Consider the following 16,639-nt stretch of genomic DNA (forward strand, 5'->3'; position numbering starts at 1 on the left):
GACTATTTGTGGTAAGGGTGCCCGGACAGGACTGTCCAGGCGCGATACAGCTGTTCACCGATCAGGATCCGTACCAGCGGGTGCGGCAGGGTCAGCGGCGACAAGGACCAACGCTGATCGGCCCGCGCGCAGACTTCCGGCGCCAGCCCCTCGGGGCCGCCGACCATGAAGTTCACGGTGCGCGAGTCGAGGCGCCAGCGATCCAGTTCCACCGCCAGTTGCTCGGTGCTCCAGGGCTTGCCGTGTACCTCGAGGGTAACGATGCGCTCGTTCTGCCCGACCTTGGCCAGCATGGTTTCGCCCTCCTGACGGATGAAACGAGCCACGTCGGCGTTCTTGCCGCGGGTATTGAGCGGTATTTCCACCAGTTCCAGCGCCAGCTCGGATGGCAGACGCTTGGCATATTCGTGCCAACCCTCTTCCACCCACTTGGGCATGCGTGAACCGACAGCGATCAGGCGCAGGCGCACAACCGTCCCTTATTCCTGGTCTTTGTTGAGCTTGTTGAAGTGCTCATGACCGACTTCAGGGCTGTGGTGCTTGCCGTCGGCAGCACGGCTCTGCTCGGCGCCTTTCCACAGGCGTTCGAGGTCGTAGAACTGACGGGCATTGGAGGTCATCATGTGAACGATGACGTCGTCCATGTCCAGCAGCACCCAGTCGCTGTCGCCCTTGCCTTCTTCACCCAGCGGCTTGACGCCCTGGGCTTTGACCGACTCGCGAACCTTGTCCAGCATCGCGCCGATCTGGCGGTTGGAAGTACCGGTGGCGATGATCATGTAGTCGGTGATGCTCTGCTTGTCGCGCACATCGATGACCAGCACGTCCTGGGCCTTCACGTCTTCCAGGGCCGCTACGGCAACCTTGACCAGCTCTTCGCCCTTGAGGGGCTCGCCGCTGATGACTTTTTCCGGCAGCGGCGCACTTTTGAAGGTGCCTTTGCGCTTTACTTTGTTTACGTCGTTGTTCGTCATATAAAACTCGTTTTGCTCGTATGTTCGGGCGCTTCAATACACGACTGTTCGTGCCTTCAAGCGCGCCTCTTTAGTTCGGCCCACGGTAAAGTCCGTGGGCATCGATGTAGGCCAGGACCGCGTCAGGCACCAGGAAACGTACCGACTTACCGCTGGCCAGCAGTTGACGGATCTGGGTGGCGGACACCGCAAGCGGGGTCTGCCAGACGAATGCAATGTGTCCACCGGGCCCTTGCAGGGCCAGGGGGTCGCTCACCGAGCGCGCCGCCAGCAGGTTGCGCAACGCATCCGGCGGCTCGCTGTCGGCATCCGGGCGTTGCAGCACCAGGATGTGGCAATGCTGGAGCAACTCCTCCCAGCGATGCCAGGTAGGCAGGCCGCAAAACGCGTCCCAGCCCAGCAACAGGAACAACTGGTCATCCGCGGCCATTTCGGCCCGCATCAGTTCCAGGGTGTCTATGGTGTAGGACGGTTTGTCCCGTTTCAGCTCGCGATCGTCCACCACCAAAGGCGAAACGCCCGCCACCGCGCACTCGACCATCGCCAGACGGTCCAGCGCCGACACCTGCGGCGTATCGCGATGCGGCGGCCGCGCGCTCGGCGTCAGGCGCAGCTCATCGAGCCCCAGCGCATCGGCCACCTCCAGCGCGCTGCGCAGATGACCGATGTGCACGGGGTCGAAGGTACCGCCCAGCAGCCCGATACGTTTGCTCATCAAGTGCGCACATGGCCGTCGCCGAAGACGACGTATTTCTCGCTGGTCAGCCCTTCCAGGCCGACCGGACCACGGGCATGCAGCTTGTCGGTGGAAATACCGATCTCCGCGCCCAGGCCATACTCGAAACCGTCGGCAAAACGGGTCGAGGCATTGACCATCACCGAGCTGGAGTCCACCTCGTTGAGGAAGCGCCGCGCATCGGTGAAATTCTCGGTGACGATGGCGTCCGTGTGATGCGAACCATAGGTGTTGATGTGCTCGATGGCCGCCGCCAGGCTATCGACCACCAGGATCGACAGGATCGGCGCGGTGTATTCGGTGCGCCAGTCTTCTTCGGTGGCCTCGATCACATCGTCGCCCAACAGGGCGCGGGTCCGCGGGCAACCGCGCAGCTCGACCTGCTTGTCGCGATAGATCGCAGCCAGCGGCGGCAATACACGCTCGGCGATAGCGGTGTGGACCAGCAGGGTCTCCATGGTGTTGCACGGCGCGTAGCGCTGGGTCTTGGCGTTGTCGGCGATGCGAATCGCCTTGTCCAGGTCGGCCGCCACGTCGATGAACACATGGCAGACGCCGTCCAGGTGCTTGATCACCGGCACCTTGGCATCGCGGCTGACCCGCTCGATCAGGCTCTTGCCGCCACGCGGCACGATCACGTCGACGAACTCGGGCATGGTGATCAGCGCGCCAACGGCAGCGCGATCGGTGGTTTCCACCACCTGCACCACCTGCGCCGGCAAACCGGCCACCGCCAGGCCCTGCTGGATACAGGTGGCAATGGCGCGATTGGAATTGATCGCCTCGGAACCGCCGCGCAGGATGGTGGCGTTACCGGACTTCAGGCACAGGCTGGCGGCGTCGATGGTCACGTTCGGACGCGACTCGTAGATGATGCCGATCACGCCCAGGGGCACGCGCATCTTGCCGACCTGGATGCCCGAAGGCAGGTAGCGCATATCGCGGATTTCACCGATGGGGTCAGGCAGCTTGGCCACCTGACGCAGGCCCTCGATCATTTCGTCGATACGCACCGGAGTCAGCGCCAGACGGTCGAGCAGTGCCGGTTCCAGACCATTGGCCCGGCCGTTGGCCAGGTCCTGCTCATTGGCCGCGCTCAACTCGGGGCGAGCCGCGTCCAATGCATCGGCAGCCGCCAGCAATGCGCGGTTTTTCTGCGCAGTGGTGGCGCGAGCGATCACTCGCGAAGCTTCGCGGGCGGCGCGACCCAAACGGGTCATGTAGTCAAGAACGGACTCAGTCATGGTCTGCTGTGGTCTTGGCAAAGAGGAAAGCGGCTGATTATAGCTGTCGCGCCGGCCCACGGACAGCGGTCGCGGGCGGATGGTCGAAATGGACGGCAAATACCCGTCGTTCAGCCTGAATTAAGCTGGGAATTGATACCATTGCGACCCAATTCCCGTCATCGCCCTGGCCATCATGTCCAATCTGTCCGCCCCGACACCGCCCAAAGCCTTGCCCGACGGCTTTTTCGACCGCGATGCCCAGGTTCTGGCCCGCGAACTGCTCGGCAAAATCATCCGCCATCGGGTGGGCGATCTGTGGCTGTCGGCGCGCATTATCGAAACAGAAGCCTATTACTGCGAGGAAAAAGGCAGCCATGCCTCCCTCGGCTACACAGAAAAGCGTAAGGCTTTGTTTCTGGACGGCGGACACATCTATATGTACTACGCCCGCGGCGGCGATTCGCTGAACTTCAGCGCTCACGGTCCGGGCAACGCGGTGCTGATCAAGTCGGCCTATCCCTGGGTCGATGAAGTCTGCGGGCCCGCCAGCCTGGCGCAGATGCTCCTGAACAACCCCGACGCCAGCGGTCGGCCGCGCCCCTCGCAGAAGCTCTGCGCCGGCCAGACCCTGTTGTGCAAGGCCCTGGGCCTGAAAGTCCCAGTGTGGGATGCCAAGCGCTTCGACCATGAAGTGCTGTTCGTCGAGGATGTCGGCGCGACAGTCGCCAGCATCATCCAGACCACCCGCCTGGGCATCCCCCACGGGCGCGACGAACACCTGATGTACCGCTTCGTCGATGCCGCCTACGCCGCCTACTGCACTCGGAACCCGCTACGTCGCGGGCAGATCGAAGGTCGCGACTACGTATTGCACACCCCATCCTGCCTGTAGCGGCGAACGTGCCCGCTAGCGCGAGCGCGTTCGTTCCTGTGGTCGAAACGAAAACCGAAGCAACGGAGTTGAAAACCTATGGGCCAATGGCTCGATGGAATAACCGGCTGGCTGACGATGAACCCTCAATGGCTGGCAGCAGCCGTGTTCATTGTGGCGGCCGTCGAATGCCTGGCGATCGCCGGCCTGATCGTACCCGGCACCGTGCTGCTGTTCGCCATTGCGGTCATGGCCGGCAGCGGCGCGCTGTCCCTGGGTGAAACCCTGGCGCTGGGGTTCTTCGGCGGCCTGCTCGGGGATGTGGTGTCCTACCTGCTGGGGCGTCGCTTCCACCAGAACATCCGGCGCCTGCCGGGCCTGCGCCATCACCCGGAATGGATCAACGGCGCCGAAGCCTATTTCCAGCGCTATGGCATCGCCAGCCTGCTGGTCGGGCGTTTTATCGGCCCCTTGCGGCCCATGCTGCCGATGGTGGCCGGTATGTTCGACATGCCGTTCCCGCGCTTTTTCGCCGTCAGCCTGCTGGCCGCCGCAGGCTGGAGCGTGGCCTACCTGCTGCCGGGCTGGGCCACGGGCGCGGCGATCCGCCTGCCTCTGCCCGAGGGTTTCTGGCCGCAAGCCGGCATCGTCGCCGCCAGCATCGCCGTGCTGCTGGGCCTGAGCGTCAACAGCACCATGCGCGGCCACCGCCGAGCGACCCTGCTAATTGCCGGCCTCAGCCTGGCGATCCTGATCGGACTGTTCATCGGCTACCCCTACCTCAACCATTTCGACCAGGGCCTGATGGCGCTGGTCCAGGAACACCGCAGTCCGGCGCTGGACCAGGTGATGGTGGTGCTGACCCAGTTCGGCGAATTCCGCACCATGCTGTTCGCCAGCGCCCTGGTCACCCTGCTGTTGCTGGTTGCGCGGCAATGGCGGCAGGCCGTCTTCGCCGGCGCCACGCTGCTGTGCACCGCCCTGGCCAACACCGGTAGCAAACTCTTCTTCGCCCGTATGCGCCCGGAGGTCCTGACCGATCCGCTGACCAGTTTCAGCATGCCCAGCGGCCATAGCTCCGGCTCGTTCGCCCTGTTTCTGACCCTGGCGGTGCTCGCCGGCCGCGGCCAGCCGCCGCGCATGCGCCTGACCTGGCTGCTCCTGGGCTGCTTGCCCGCGGCGGCGATTGCCCTGTCGCGAATCTACCTGGGCGCCCATTGGCCCACCGACATCCTGGCCGGCACCATGCTTGCCGCCTGCGTATGCGCGGCTGCCCTGTGGTTCACCCAACGCCAGACCCTGCTGGCGCCCATGCCGGCCAAAGTCTGGTGGCTGGTATTGCCGGGGCTGGTCGCCTTGTTCGGGTTCGAAGCAGTCAGGCACCTGCCGCACGCCCTGCTGCGTTATGCGTATTAGAGAGAGCGGCATACCGCTGTAGGCGTTGCCCCGAAGCTCTTCAGCACTATCAGAATCTGCGCCCACTACGCGGGCGATCGCAGCCTGCGGCAGCGGCTACAGGATCAGGCGAAAAGTTCGCCTTGCAGTTCGTCGAGCAGCGCCTGGATCGCATCCAGGCGTTGCTGCGGATCGTCCAGTTGCAACAGGTCGATCTTGTCCAGCTCGGAGAACGGCAACAGATAGGCCAGCTGGTTGGCCAGCGACTGCTGGCCGTTGGCTTCGGTGCCCATGTTCAGGGCTTCGACCATGGGGTGTTCGGCCAAAGCCTTGAGCAAGGCGATCAGGTCCCCGTCATCGTCCTGCAACGGCTGCTCGGGGGCTTCGTCCAGCCACTGGACTTCGGCCACGCGCAACTGGTCGCGCTGCACTTCGCTGGCCAGCACCCGAAAGCGCCGCCCGCCCTTGACCCGAATTCCCAGCAGGCCGTTGTCCTGCTGATGGAAGTCGGTGATCAGCGCCTCGCAGCCCACCCGGGCAAACCCTTCCGGAGCGATGCCGACCTCGTCGCCCTCAAGAATGCACACCACGCCAAAACCGCCGCCCTGCTTCATGCAGCGGCCGATCATGTCCAGGTAGCGCGCCTCGAAAATCTGCAAGTCGAGGATGCAGTCGGGGAACAGCACTGTGTTCAGCGGGAAAAGCGCCAGGCTCATACAGGTTTCCTTAAACCACCAACGACACCGCCAACGGCAGGAACACCGCCGTGGCCACACCCATCAGGCTCATCGCCAGCGCCGCGAAAGCGCCGCACTCGTCACTTTCCTGCAGGGCCACCGAGGTGCCCACCGCGTGGGCCGTCATGCCCAGCGCCATGCCACGAGCCTCCGGGCTGTGCACCCGCAGGCGGTCGAGGATGGCCGGGCCGAAAATCGCCCCGATCACCCCGGTGATCAACACGAACACCGCGGCCAGCGCCGCCACGCCGCCAATCTGCTCGGCCACCAGCATGGCGATCGGCGAGGTCACCGACTTCGGCGCCATGGTCATCAGGATCATGTTCTCGGCACCGAACCACCACCCCAGCAACACGCCCAGGCCGGTGGCGACCACGCCCCCAATCACCAGCGTAGTAAAAATCGGCCAGAACAACTGCCGAATCCGCCGCAGGTTGAGGTACAGCGGCACGGCCAGCGCCACCGTGGCCGGGCCCAGGAGAATGCTGAGGATTTCCGTGCTCTTGCGGTATTCGGCATAGCTCAGGCCACAGCCGAGCAAGACGCCAATCACCAGCAACATGGAGACCAGCACCGGTTGCAGGAAAACCCAGCGGGTTTTCTCGAAGGCCGCGAGGATCAGTTGATAGGCGCCCAGGGTAATGCCGATGCCGAACAGCGGATGATGGATCACCGACGTCCAGGCGCCTTGCCAGTCGAGCGTCATTGGCCGCCCTCCCGATGCCCGTGACGCTTGACCAGCCTCTGCATCAGCACACCGACAAACGCCATGGAGATCACCAGCGACAGCACCAGCGCGCCAACGATCGCCCAGAAATCCGCGGCGATATCCGCCGCGTACACCATCACGCCCACCGCAGGCGGTACCAGCAACAGCGGCAGGTAACGCAGCAAGCTGGAGGCGGCCTGGCTCAATGGCTCGCCGACCTCGCCGCGGGCCACCAGGAAGATCAGCAGCAACAGCAGGCCGACAATCGGCCCCGGCAGGATCGGCAGGAACAGATGATTGATCGCCGTGCCAAGCAATTGAAACAGCACCAGCCATGTCAGACCGCGTAACAACATCCCTCGTCCCCCCGAAAAATCGCTGGGCATTATAAGCACGCGAACGCTATGCACCGGCATTCGCCAAAAGCATGGAAGGTTGACCGGAGCAAACCCCCATGATGATCTACAGTGGGTTGTCAGGGCGCATGCCCCCGCACCTCTAGAACGATAAAACCGATGAACCCAAGGAGAGTCTCAATGCCGTACGTTCCTGTTGCAGAGCTCAAAGATTATGTCGGAAAGGAACTCGGACGTTCCGAATGGCTCACCATCGATCAGCAGCGAATCAACCTGTTCGCCGAAGCCACGGGTGACTTCCAGTTCATCCACGTAGACCCGGTAAAAGCCGCCCAGACACCGTTCGGCGGTACCATCGCCCATGGTTTCCTGTCGCTGTCGCTGATCCCGAAACTGATGGAAGACATCCTGATCCTGCCGGAAGGCCTGAAGATGGTGGTCAACTACGGCCTGGACAGCGTGCGCTTCATCCAGCCGGTCAAGGTCGATTCCAAGGTCCGCCTCAAGGTCGACCTGGTGGATGCTACCGAGAAGAAGCCCGGCCAATGGCTGCTCAAGGCCACCGCCACCCTGGAAATCGAAGGCCAGGAAAAACCGGCCTATATCGCCGAGCCATTGTCACTCTGCTTTGTCTGAAATACCCCTGATGCGAAACAGCTCACGCTGTTTCGCGCAGCTTCTCTCTATATATAAGCCTCGTTGCTACGGCATACTCGGTCCCCTAATTATCCGGATCCCGCTATGCGCCCACTTGCACCCCTGGTTCTGACCCTGTTGCTCACCGCATGTGGAGACGGCGAATCGCTGCTGCCTCCCGATGCCCGTCTGCCGGACGGTGGCCGCTACCGCGGCGATGTGGTCAACGGGACATTGCAGGGGCAAGGCCGCATCGACTATCCCAATGGCAGCTGGTACGCCGGTCAGTTCGATAATGGCCAGTGGCATGGCCAGGGCGAATGGCATGGCAGCGACGGCGAAGTCTATCGCGGACAATTCCAGCAAGGCCTGTTCCATGGCCAAGGCAGCCTGACCACCAAGGACAGCAATTACACCGGCGGCTTCAAGCTCGGCCGGCGCGACGGCGAAGGCACCCTCAAGGAGCGCGGCATGACCTACCGCGGCGAGTTCAAGGCCGACCTGTACTCCGGGCTCGGCCGCCTCGAACTGGAGGACGGCAGCCAGTACCAGGGCCAGTTTTCCCGTGGCAAACCCAATGGCGAAGGCCAACGCAGCGATGCCAGCGGCAACCAGTTCAGCGGCCACTTCGTCGATGGCCAGCTAGAGGGTAACGGCACCTTCGGCGGCGCCGACGGCGACCTGTACGTCGGCGGCTTCAAACAGAACCAGCTCAGCGGCAAGGGCCGCTACGAAAACGCCGACGGCGACGTGTGGATCGGCCAATTCAAGGAAGGCGCCCTCAGCGGCAAAGGCGAACTGATTGGCGTCGACGGCAGCCACTACATCGGCCGCTTCAGCGACTGGCGCTTCAGTGGCCAGGGCCGCCTGAACCTCAGCGACGGCAGCTTCTATATCGGCGGTTTCGAAGGCGACAACTACCAGGGGCACGGCGTGCTGGTGCTGCGCGACGGCACCGTGCAAGGCGGCGACTGGATCAACGGCCTGCGGGTCCGCGACGCCGATGGCAAGTTGTTGCCCGACCCGTTGGAGACCGGCTTGCTGGTCCAGGGCCGCCTGCTCGACGAGGCCCTCGCCGCGGTGCCAGCATCGACGCCGGCCATCGAACTGTACAGCCTGACCCTGGCCGGCGACGGCAAGCAAAGCGTGTTTCTGCGCGAAGCGGACTATATCAGCAACATGCTCGCCACCCGCTTCGGCGCCTACGGGCAGATCCGCCTGGTCAACCACCGCGACCGCCTCGACAGCCGCCCCATGGCCACCCGGGAAAACCTGCGGCGCGCGGCGCAGACCCTGGCCGAGCGCAGCGGCCCGGAAGACCTGCTGTTCATCTACCTGACCAGCCACGGCACCAGCGAGCACGAACTGGTGCTCGACCAGCCGCGCCTGGAGCTGGCCGACCTGCCGGCCGACGAGCTGGCCGCCGTGCTGGCGCCCCTGAAGAACCGCGACAAGATCATCGTGATCTCGGCCTGCTACTCCGGCGGTTTTATTCCGGCGCTCAAGGACGAACGGACCCTGATCATGACCGCCTCCCAGGCAGATCGCGTATCGTTCGGCTGCTCGGAAGAGGCCGACTTCACCTATTTCGGCGATGCCCTGTTCGCCCAGGCCCTGAACCAGACCGACGACCTGGAGCACGCTTTCAAGCTGGCCAGGGCAACCGTGGCCGAACGCGAACAGGCCGACAACTTCGAAGCATCCGAACCGCAGATCTGGGCGCCCAAGGGGGTCTTGGCGCACTGGCAGCAACTGCGTAAACAGCAAGCTCGAAAGGCACTGCAAAGTGCCGCCAACGACAGCAAGGAAGCAAAGAGCAACTAAGCTGAAACAGTATCAAGGGGGAAACACTATGTACTTGACGCCTCAGCATATCTTGCTCGCCGGCGCGACCGGCCTGACCGGCGAACACTTGCTCGATCGCCTGCTCAACGAACCCACGGTGAGCCGCGTCCTGGCGCCCAGCCGGCGCCGCCTGAGCGAACACCCGCGCCTGGAAAACCCGGTTGGCGAACCGGCGGTCTTGCTGCCGCAGCTCAGCGGCAGGGTCGACCTGGCATTCTGCTGCCTGGGCACCACCCTCAAGAAAGCTGGCTCCGAACAAGCGTTCCGTGCCATCGACCTGGACCTGGTGGTGGCCTTCGGCAAGCGCGCGCGGGAAATGGGCGCGCGACACCTGGTGGTGATCAGCGCCCTGGGCGCGGACGCGAAATCCTCGATCTTCTACAACCGGGTCAAGGGCGAAATGGAACAGGCGTTGAAAGCCCAGGACTGGCCGCAACTAACCATTTGCCGGCCGTCGCTGCTGCTCGGCGAACGCATCGAACCGCGCCTCGCCGAACAGCTGGCCGGCCCGCTGTCCAAGCTGATTCCCGGCAAATACCACGGCATCGAAGCCTGCCAACTGGCCCGGGCCATGTGGCGCCTGGCGCTGGAAGAACAGGATGGCGTGCGGGTCGTCGAATCCGACGAGCTGCGCAAACTGGGGAAATAAACGCCATGGATCGCGCCTGTCGCCACTGCCGCAGGCTGCGATCGCCTGCGTGGCCGGCGCAATCCTGACGACGCGATTTGCCGCGCCGCCAGCCGCTACGGCCGCCATGCGACCGATCGCAGCCTGCGGCAGCAGCTACAAGACCGCTACAACCCGCCCGTAGCCTGGAACCCCACCCCCAATACCGTCAGCACCGACAGCGGCAACAGCAGCGTGTCGAGCAAGGCGCTGGCCGGTAGATCGACGCCCGGATAACCCGGCGCCTCGGCACCGAAACGGTCCATCGGGCAGCAACCGCCCTGCATGGCGTACAGGTCCAGGCGCGTGCCGGAATACACCACCGGCGCTCCCGGCTTGGCCGCGTTCAAGGTCCGGGCGGTGGCACAACCGCCCAGTTGCAGGGCGATCAGCAGGAATGGCAGCGCCTTATTCATCGCTGCTCAGGTGATGCTCGCCCCAGCGCGGCAACATGTCCTGCGGGATATTCAGCAGGTTGAGAATCCGCGCCACGACGAAATCCACCAGGTCGTCGATAGTCTGCGGCTGGTGATAGAAGCCCGGCGAGGCCGGCAAGATGGTCACGCCCATGTTCGACAGCTTGAGCATGTTCTCCAGATGAATGCTGGAATAAGGCGCCTCGCGCGGCACCAGGATCAACTGGCGGCGCTCCTTCAGGGTGACATCCGCCGCCCGCTCGATCAGGTTGTTGCAGGCGCCCGTGGCGATGGCCGACAAGGTGCCGGTGGAACACGGCACCACCACCATCGCCGCCGGCGAGCCGGAGCCCGAGGCCACCGGCGACATCCAATCCTCCTTGCCATATACCCGGATCTGCCCGTCCGCCGCACCGGTGTATTCGGTGAGAAAAGCCTGCATGGACTGCGGCTTGGGCGGCAGGGTCACGTCGGTCTCGGTCGCCATCACCAGTTGTGCGGCCTTGGAGATCAGGAAGTGCACTTCGCGATCTTCGCGCACCAGGCAATCCAGCAGGCGCAGGCCATACTGGGCGCCCGAGGCGCCGGTCATCGCCAGGGTGATGTGTTCCGGACCATTGTTCATCGCAGCGCCTCGGCCAGCTTGCCATGCAGGCCGCCGAAGCCGCCGTTGCTCATGATCACCACGTGAGTGCCGGGCTTGGCCTGGCTCTTCACCCGCTCGATGATGCCTTCCAGGGAGTCGCTGACAATCGACGGCACGGTGCACAAGGCCGCGGTGGCCCCCAGGTCCCAGCCGAGGTTGGCCGGCGCATACCAGATCACCTGGTCGGCCTGGTTGACGCTTTCCGGCAGGCCGTCGCGGTGCGCGCCGAGTTTCATGGAGTTGGAGCGCGGCTCGATGATCGCGATCAACGGCACATCGCCGATGCGCTTGCGCAGGCCATCGAGGGTGGTGGCGATGGCGGTCGGGTGGTGCGCGAAGTCGTCGTAGATGGTGACGCCATGAACCTCCGCCACTTTTTCCATCCGCCGCTTGACGCTCTTGAACGCGCTCAGCGCGGCGATGCCCACGGCCGGCACCACGCCGACATGCCGTGCCGCGGCCAGGGTGGCCAAGGCATTGGCGACGTTGTGCTGGCCAGTGAGGTCCCACTCGACCACGCCTTGGGCGGCGCCGTCGAACATCACCTCGAACGCCGAGCCGTCCTCGCTGAGCAGCTTGACCTGCCACTGGCCGCCGGCGCCGGTGGTTTGCACCGGGGTCCAGCAGCCCATCTCGATCACTCGCTTGAGGGCCGGCTCAGTGGTCGGGTGAATGACCAGGCCTTCGCTCGGGATGGTTCGCACCAGATGGTGGAACTGCCGTTCGATCGCCGGCAGATCGGGGAAGATGTCCGCATGGTCGAACTCGAGATTGTTGAGGATCGCCGTGCGCGGACGGTAGTGCACGAACTTCGAGCGTTTGTCGAAGAAGGCGCTGTCGTATTCGTCGGCCTCGATCACGAAGAACGGCGTGCCGCCCAGCCGCGCCGACACCGAGAAGTTCTGCGGCACGCCGCCGATCAGGAAGCCCGGGCTCATGCCCGCGTGTTCCAGCACCCAGGCCAGCATGCTGCTGGTGGTGGTCTTGCCATGGGTGCCAGCTACCGCCAGGACCCAGCGGCCTTGCAGCACGTGGTCGGCCAGCCATTGCGGACCGGACACATAGGGCAGGCCCTTGTTCAGCACATATTCCACCGCCGGGTTGCCGCGGGACATGGCATTGCCGATCACCACCAGGTCCGGGGCCGGATCAAGCTGGGCCGGGTCGTAGCCCTGGGTCAGCTCGATGCCCTGGGCCTCGAGCTGGGTGCTCATCGGCGGGTAGACATTGGCATCGGAGCCGGTCACGTGATGGCCCAACTCTTTGGCCAGAACCGCCATCGAGCCCATGAAAGTGCCGCAAATACCGAGAATATGAATGTGCATAGAAGGCCTCGTAAAACATCGAGGCAGGTTAGCGTAGAGGGCTGCAAATCGCACTCTTTAGCTGATGGGGAGCGCAAGGTCCTCGGCGACGGCTGCGCCGTCTATCGCGAGCAAGCTCGCGCCTACAAAGGATCGCATCGCTCTTGCAGGAGCAGCCGGTCGACGCTCGATTGCTTGCGATGAGCGCTGGCGCGGTATCACGCCTGGCGCGCGATCCCGTGCTTGCGCAGCTTTCTATAGAGGGTATTGCGGCTCACCCCCAGTTGCTCGGCGGTGCGGCTCATGTGCCAGCGCTGCTGCTCCAGGGCGTTGAGCAAGGCCAGGCGCTCGGCATCGTCCAGCGGGAACTCGCCGGCCTCCTCGGCCGCCGCCGGCACCGCTGCCGGACGGCTCTGGCGGATCATCGCCGGCACATCCGCAAGGCCGATCCGCCCGTCCTCGCAAAGGGCCGTCAGGGTGCGCAGCACCGTGCGCAGTTGCCGCACGTTGCCCGGCCAATGGAAATCCAGCAGGGCCTGGCGCGCCGGTTTGTCGAGCGATACCGGCTGATCGCCGGCCTCCTGGGCCAGGAGAAAGTCCAGCAGCTGGGACTTGTCGCTGCGCTCGCGCAACGCCGGCAAGGCGACCTCCAGACCGTTGAGGCGGTAATACAGGTCTTCGCGGAAGCTGCCGTCCCGTACCCGCTCCAGCAGGTCGCGGTGGGTGGCGCTGATGATCCGCACGTCGACCGCCTGCGGCTCGCCGCCGATCGGCACCACCGTGCGATCTTCCAGCACCCGCAACAGGCGGGTCTGCAAGGCCAGCGGCATGTCGCCGATCTCATCGAGGAACAGTGTGCCGCCATCGGCCTGCTGCAACTTGCCGCGCATGCCTTCCTTGCGCGCTCCGGTGAAACTGCCGCCGCGATAACCGAACAGCTCGCTTTCGATCAGGCTTTCCGGGATGGCCGCGCAGTTCAGGGCGACAAAGGCTTTTTCCGCGCGCTGGCTGGCCTGGTGGATGGCCTTGGCGAACGCTTCCTTGCCGGAACCGGTCTCGCCGTTGATCAGCAGCGGCACATCGCGCTCGAACACCCGCAGGGATTTGCGGAAGTCGCTTTGCAGCGCCGCATCGCCCAGGCAGATTTCGGCCAGCCGCGGACGCTCCAGCGCCAGCGCGCTCGGCGCCATTGGCTTGGGCACGCTGCGCGGCTGGCCGCGCAATACCGCGAACAGCGGCCGGCCGTCGCGGGTGCGCAGCGGCCAGCTGGCGCTGGCATGGATACTGGCGCGGCCCAGCAGCTCGTCCAGCGAACAATCGAAAAACGTCTCCACCGGCTTGCCCAGCAAACCGCCGCGAATGTGCCCCAACAGGTTCAGAGCGCTCTGGTTCACCGCACAGATCCGCCCTTCCCCGTCGAACGCCAGCAAACCTTCGCTGAACAGCCCGACGGACTCGGCCTGCAGGTGAAAACGCAGCAGCCACTGGTTGTCGAAATAACGCAGGAAATAACAGCTCTCGATCATCTTCGCCGAAAGATTGACCAGGGCCATGGTGTGGAACTGGCTCTGCCGCGACACATCCGGGCGCGCCGAGGACACGTCGAGCACCGCCAGCAGCTCGCCGTGGGGGTCGAATACCGGGCTGGCCGAACAGGTCAGCCCAGTGTGGCGGCCGCGGAAGTGTTCGTCCTGGTGGATGGTCAGGGACTGGCGCTCCACCAGGCAGGTGCCGATGCCGTTGGTGCCTTCGCAGGCCTCGCTCCAGTCGGCGCCGAGCCAGAGCCCGGCACGCTCGAAAATCTTGCGCTCGGCCGGCGCGGTGACGCAGTTGAGGATCACCCCGCGGGCATCGGTGAGCAGCACCGCGTGGCCGGCGCCGGACAGTTGCTGGTGCAGGCTGGCCATCTCGTTGCCGGCGATCTGCAACACCTGTTGCAGGCGTTCGCGGCTTTCCAGCACACGGCCATGCTCGAGCACGGTGGGCGCCATGCTCAGGGCCGGGTCGAGGTGGTAATCCTCCAGGCAACGCAGCCAGGAACGGGCAATGGAAGGATCGCTGCCGGGTCCCTGCAAGCGGGCCTTGCCTTGGGCAACGGTCAGCACTTGCTGGGCGTGCCGGGTGAGGTGGTTGCTGTGCATTTCTTATTGTTCTCCTGCGGCGCTGACTGCTCAGAAGGCCCCACGAAAGGGCTCTTCAGATCCTCGCGGCCCACCAGCATCCTCCTGCCGCCCACGCATTGCAATGCTGCCTCGACCAATGAGTCACTGGCTGTGCCATAAACGGTACAAAGTGTCACCCGGGTCGTGCCACAACTGCCACAGACACCCGGCATGCGGCCGTCGAAACATTCGTAAACCTTTGATTTACCTGGACTGCAACGCAGTGGCCCGGGCTTTGCTCTACGCTTTTACAAGCGCAACAGCGCGTCCTCCCAATAAGCACAAAAGCCAGGAGATACCCACCATGCGTTACGCACACCCCGGTACTGACGGCGCTATCGTTTCGTTCAAGAGCAAGTACGGCAACTACATCGGCGGCGAATTCGTCGCGCCAGTCAAAGGCCAGTACTTCACCAATACCTCGCCGGTCAACGGCCAGCCGATCGCCGAATTCCCGCGTTCCACCGCCGAGGACATCGAAAAAGCCCTGGACGCCGCCCATGCCGCCGCCGACGCCTGGGGTGCCACCTCGGTACAGGCCCGCTCGCTGATTCTGCTGAAAATCGCCGACCGCATCGAGCAGAACCTCGAGCTGCTGGCCATCACCGAAACCTGGGACAACGGCAAGGCCATCCGCGAAACCCTGAACGCCGACATCCCCCTGGCCGCCGATCACTTCCGCTACTTCGCTGGCTGCCTGCGGGCCCAAGAAGGCAGCGCTGCGGAAATCGACGGCAACACCGTGGCCTATCACATCCACGAACCGCTGGGCGTGGTCGGGCAGATCATCCCGTGGAACTTCCCGCTGCTGATGGCCGCCTGGAAACTCGCCCCGGCCCTGGCCGCCGGCAACTGCGTAGTACTCAAGCCGGCCGAGCAGACCCCACTGGGCATCTGTGTGCTGCTGGAGCTGATCGGCGACCTGCTGCCGCCAGGCGTGCTCAACGTGGTGCAAGGCTTCGGCAAAGAGGCCGGCGAGGCCCTGGCCACCAGCAAGCGCATCGCCAAGATCGCCTTCACCGGCTCGACCCCGGTGGGCTCGCACATCATGAAGTGCGCGGCCGAGAACATCATTCCGTCCACCGTCGAACTGGGCGGCAAATCGCCGAACATCTTCTTCGCCGACATCATGCAAGCCGAGCCGAGCTTCATCGAGAAAGCCGCCGAAGGCCTGGTGCTGGCGTTCTTCAACCAGGGCGAAGTCTGCACCTGTCCGTCCCGCGCTCTGGTGCAGGAGTCGATCTACGACGAGTTCATGCAGGCGGTGATGAAGAAGGTCGAGCAGATCAAGCGCGGCGATCCGCTGGACACCGACACCATGGTCGGCGCCCAGGCGTCCGAGCAGCAGTTCGACAAGATCCTCTCCTACCTGGAGATCGCCAAGGGCGAAGGCGCGCAACTGCTGACCGGCGGCAAGGTGGAAAAACTCGAAGGCAACCTGGCCAGTGGTTATTACATCCAGCCGACCCTGCTCAAGGGCAACAACAAGATGCGTGTGTTCCAGGAGGAAATCTTCGGCCCGGTGGTGAGCATCACTACCTTCAAGGACGAAGCCGAAGCCCTGGCGATCGCCAACGACACCGAGTTCGGCCTTGGCGCCGGCCTCTGGACCCGCGACATCAACCGCGCCTACCGCATGGGCCGGGCGATCAAGGCCGGTCGCGTCTGGACCAACTGCTACCACCTGTACCCCGCCCACGCGGCGTTCGGCGGCTACAAGAAGTCCGGCGTCGGCCGTGAAACCCACAAGATGATGCTCGACCACTACCAGCAGACCAAAAACCTGCTGGTGAGCTACGACATCAACCCGCTGGGCTTCTTCTAAAGGAAGAGAGGGAGGGCGACGCAGCGGGTGCTGTGTCGCCCTCCGGGATGCCATCGCGAGCAAGCTCGCTCCTACTAGTGCGGCTCTTTGTAGGAGCGAACGTGCTCGCGATAAAGCGCTCAAGACAAACAACA

17 protein-coding genes are annotated in these 16,639 nt (G+C 64.2%); 6 read left to right on the forward strand and 11 right to left on the reverse strand.

The window, feature by feature from the left end; translation table 11 throughout:
- Nucleotides 1–2: 2 nt before the first annotated feature.
- The 4 genes from rlmH to BTN82_RS26025 form a co-directional block, all read right to left on the reverse strand.
- Nucleotides 3–470 (reverse strand): 23S rRNA (pseudouridine(1915)-N(3))-methyltransferase RlmH, encoded by a 468-nt coding sequence (rlmH, locus tag BTN82_RS26010; protein ID WP_075121919.1) that lies wholly within the window; start codon nt 468–470, stop codon nt 3–5.
- A 9-nt stretch (nt 471–479) separates the two neighbouring features.
- Complete coding sequence (rsfS, locus tag BTN82_RS26015; protein WP_025129303.1) at nt 480–974, reverse strand: ribosome silencing factor; 495 nt, start codon at nt 972–974, stop codon at nt 480–482.
- A 70-nt stretch (nt 975–1,044) separates the two neighbouring features.
- Complete coding sequence (gene nadD, locus BTN82_RS26020; RefSeq protein WP_075121920.1) at nt 1,045–1,689, reverse strand: nicotinate-nucleotide adenylyltransferase; 645 nt, start codon at nt 1,687–1,689, stop codon at nt 1,045–1,047.
- Nucleotides 1,689–2,954 (reverse strand): glutamate-5-semialdehyde dehydrogenase, encoded by a 1,266-nt coding sequence (locus BTN82_RS26025; protein ID WP_075121921.1) that lies wholly within the window; start codon nt 2,952–2,954, stop codon nt 1,689–1,691. The genes nadD and BTN82_RS26025 overlap by 1 nt, the downstream gene beginning before the upstream one ends.
- Nucleotides 2,955–3,129: 175 nt before the next feature.
- On the opposite strand from BTN82_RS26025, the gene BTN82_RS26030 reads away from it, so the two are divergent.
- Nucleotides 3,130–3,828: a DNA-3-methyladenine glycosylase gene (locus tag BTN82_RS26030; RefSeq protein ID WP_075121922.1), complete on the forward strand. Its 699-nt coding sequence runs from the start codon at nt 3,130–3,132 to the stop codon at nt 3,826–3,828.
- Between the two features lie 78 nt (nt 3,829–3,906).
- Nucleotides 3,907–5,223, forward strand: a complete 1,317-nt coding sequence (locus BTN82_RS26035; protein WP_075121923.1) for a bifunctional DedA family/phosphatase PAP2 family protein — start codon at nt 3,907–3,909, stop codon at nt 5,221–5,223.
- Nucleotides 5,224–5,327: 104 nt separating this feature from the next.
- Here the strand turns inward: BTN82_RS26035 and BTN82_RS26040 are convergent, their stop codons facing one another.
- From BTN82_RS26040 to BTN82_RS26050, 3 genes are read right to left on the reverse strand one after another with little or no spacing between them, the layout of a single operon-like run.
- Nucleotides 5,328–5,918 (reverse strand): LON peptidase substrate-binding domain-containing protein, encoded by a 591-nt coding sequence (locus tag BTN82_RS26040; RefSeq protein WP_075121924.1) that lies wholly within the window; start codon nt 5,916–5,918, stop codon nt 5,328–5,330.
- A gap of 10 nt (nt 5,919–5,928) precedes the next feature.
- Nucleotides 5,929–6,645, reverse strand: coding sequence for an LrgB family protein (locus BTN82_RS26045; protein ID WP_075121925.1), 717 nt, complete (start codon nt 6,643–6,645; stop codon nt 5,929–5,931).
- The gene (locus tag BTN82_RS26050) at nt 6,642–7,004 is read right to left on the reverse strand and encodes a CidA/LrgA family protein (protein WP_075121926.1); all 363 of its coding nucleotides are present in this window, start codon (nt 7,002–7,004) and stop codon (nt 6,642–6,644) included. The genes BTN82_RS26045 and BTN82_RS26050 overlap by 4 nt, the downstream gene beginning before the upstream one ends.
- 180 nt (nt 7,005–7,184) lie before the next feature.
- On the opposite strand from BTN82_RS26050, the gene BTN82_RS26055 reads away from it, so the two are divergent.
- The 3 genes from BTN82_RS26055 (at nt 7,185) to BTN82_RS26065 (ending at nt 10,134) form a co-directional block, all read left to right on the forward strand.
- Entirely contained in the window at nt 7,185–7,640 is a 456-nt protein-coding gene (locus tag BTN82_RS26055) for a MaoC family dehydratase (protein WP_075121927.1), read from the forward strand.
- 105 nt (nt 7,641–7,745) lie between these two features.
- Nucleotides 7,746–9,464, forward strand: a complete 1,719-nt coding sequence (locus BTN82_RS26060) for a C13 family peptidase (RefSeq protein WP_075121928.1) — start codon at nt 7,746–7,748, stop codon at nt 9,462–9,464.
- 28 nt (nt 9,465–9,492) lie between these two features.
- Nucleotides 9,493–10,134 carry an oxidoreductase gene (locus tag BTN82_RS26065; RefSeq protein ID WP_075121929.1) on the forward strand — a complete coding sequence of 214 codons (642 nt, stop codon included), beginning with the start codon at nt 9,493–9,495 and terminating at the stop codon, nt 10,132–10,134.
- Between the two features lie 146 nt (nt 10,135–10,280).
- Here the strand turns inward: BTN82_RS26065 and BTN82_RS26070 are convergent, their stop codons facing one another.
- The 4 genes from BTN82_RS26070 to BTN82_RS26085 form a co-directional block, all read right to left on the reverse strand.
- Nucleotides 10,281–10,568, reverse strand: a complete 288-nt coding sequence (locus BTN82_RS26070) for a YceK/YidQ family lipoprotein (RefSeq protein WP_075121930.1) — start codon at nt 10,566–10,568, stop codon at nt 10,281–10,283.
- The gene (gene ubiX, locus BTN82_RS26075) at nt 10,561–11,193 is read right to left on the reverse strand and encodes a flavin prenyltransferase UbiX (RefSeq protein ID WP_075121931.1); all 633 of its coding nucleotides are present in this window, start codon (nt 11,191–11,193) and stop codon (nt 10,561–10,563) included. Before ubiX ends, BTN82_RS26070 begins: the two co-directional genes overlap by 8 nt.
- Nucleotides 11,190–12,539, reverse strand: a complete 1,350-nt coding sequence (mpl, locus tag BTN82_RS26080) for a UDP-N-acetylmuramate:L-alanyl-gamma-D-glutamyl-meso-diaminopimelate ligase (RefSeq protein ID WP_075121932.1) — start codon at nt 12,537–12,539, stop codon at nt 11,190–11,192. The genes ubiX and mpl overlap by 4 nt, the downstream gene beginning before the upstream one ends.
- 197 nt (nt 12,540–12,736) lie before the next feature.
- A complete protein-coding gene (locus tag BTN82_RS26085) occupies nt 12,737–14,659 on the reverse strand; it encodes a sigma-54-dependent Fis family transcriptional regulator (RefSeq protein WP_075121933.1) in 1,923 nt (640 codons plus the stop codon).
- 325 nt (nt 14,660–14,984) lie between these two features.
- Between BTN82_RS26085 and BTN82_RS26090 the strand changes: the two genes are divergently transcribed.
- Nucleotides 14,985–16,505 carry an aldehyde dehydrogenase family protein gene (locus BTN82_RS26090; protein ID WP_075121934.1) on the forward strand — a complete coding sequence of 507 codons (1,521 nt, stop codon included), beginning with the start codon at nt 14,985–14,987 and terminating at the stop codon, nt 16,503–16,505.
- Nucleotides 16,506–16,639 lie beyond the last annotated feature (134 nt).

Origin of the sequence: Pseudomonas chlororaphis (genome assembly GCF_001921865.1) — a bacterium.
Lineage (GTDB): Bacteria > Pseudomonadota > Gammaproteobacteria > Pseudomonadales > Pseudomonadaceae > Aquipseudomonas > Aquipseudomonas chlororaphis_D.